A 1,059-nucleotide genomic window follows, 5' to 3' on the forward strand; every position below is an offset into this window, starting at 1 on the left:
TGCGTATTCCGGAGCAAGGTTGCCACTGATTCCACGGCAAGCCTGCCACCCATTCCAGGGGAAAGCTGCCACTGATTCCACGGCAAGGCTGCCACCCAGGCAGAGGCGCTGAGTCGACTCATCGAAGTGTCCAGACGCGGGATAACTTACCGGTAGGCTGGTCCTTTCCATCCGGGGAAGGTCAGATGCCAGCGAAGAGGTTATCCATGCGGAAGATCAAAGAAGTCCTACGCCTCAAATGGGAGCGAGGGCTGAGCAACCGCCAAGTTGCATTGGCCTGCGGTATCAGTCGTCCCACCGTGAGGGAGTATCTTCGGCGTTTTGCCGAGGCGGGTTTGAGTTGGCCATTGCCAGAGGACCTGGGCGAAAGTCGCCTGGAGCAGTTGTTATTTCCGCCCCCTCCAGACCTGCCAGCCCATGCCCGGGTCGTACCGGACTGGCATCGGGTCAAAGAGGAGTTGAGGGGCAAGCACGTCACCCTTTTCCTGATCTGGCAGGAGTACCGGGAAGCCCACCCAGAGGGGTATCAGTACAGCTGGTTTTGCGAGAACTATCGGGCCTGGCAGGGCAAGCTGGACATGGTGATGCGTCAGGACCACCGGGCTGGAGAGAAGCTGTTTGTGGACTATGCCGGCCAGACTGTGCCAGTCATTGATCGCAATACTGGGGAGATCCGCGAGGCTCAGATCTTCGTGGCAGTACTTGGGGCGTCCAATTACAGCTATGCAGAGCCGACCTGGAGCCAGACACTGCCCGACTGGATTGGATCCCACATCCGGGCCTTCGAGTTCTTCGGAGGTGTGCCAGAGTTGGTGGTGCCGGACAACCTGAAATCGGGCGTCACCAAGGCGCATCGTTACGATCCGGATCTCAACCCGACCTATCAGGACATGGCCGCCCATTACGGTGTGGCCGTTGTCCCCGCACGATCCCGAAAACCCCGGGACAAGGCCAAGGTGGAGGGTGGCGTGCTGATCGTTGAGCGGTGGATACTGGCGGCACTGCGCCACCGTCAGCACTTCTCTCTTGGGCAACTCAAATCCAGCATCCGTGAACTGC

The 1,059-nt window shown here is 59.6% G+C and carries 1 protein-coding gene; it reads left to right on the forward strand.

Annotated elements, in window-relative coordinates; all coding sequences use genetic code 11:
• Positions 1 to 185 precede the first annotated feature (185 nt).
• On the forward strand, positions 186 to 1,059 hold an 874-nt coding region (gene istA, locus BMY52_RS15035), incomplete at its 3' end, for an IS21 family transposase (RefSeq protein ID WP_143050517.1).

It is taken from the genome of Ectothiorhodospira marina (genome assembly GCF_900109495.1).
GTDB classification, from domain to species: Bacteria; Pseudomonadota; Gammaproteobacteria; order Ectothiorhodospirales; family Ectothiorhodospiraceae; genus Ectothiorhodospira; species Ectothiorhodospira marina.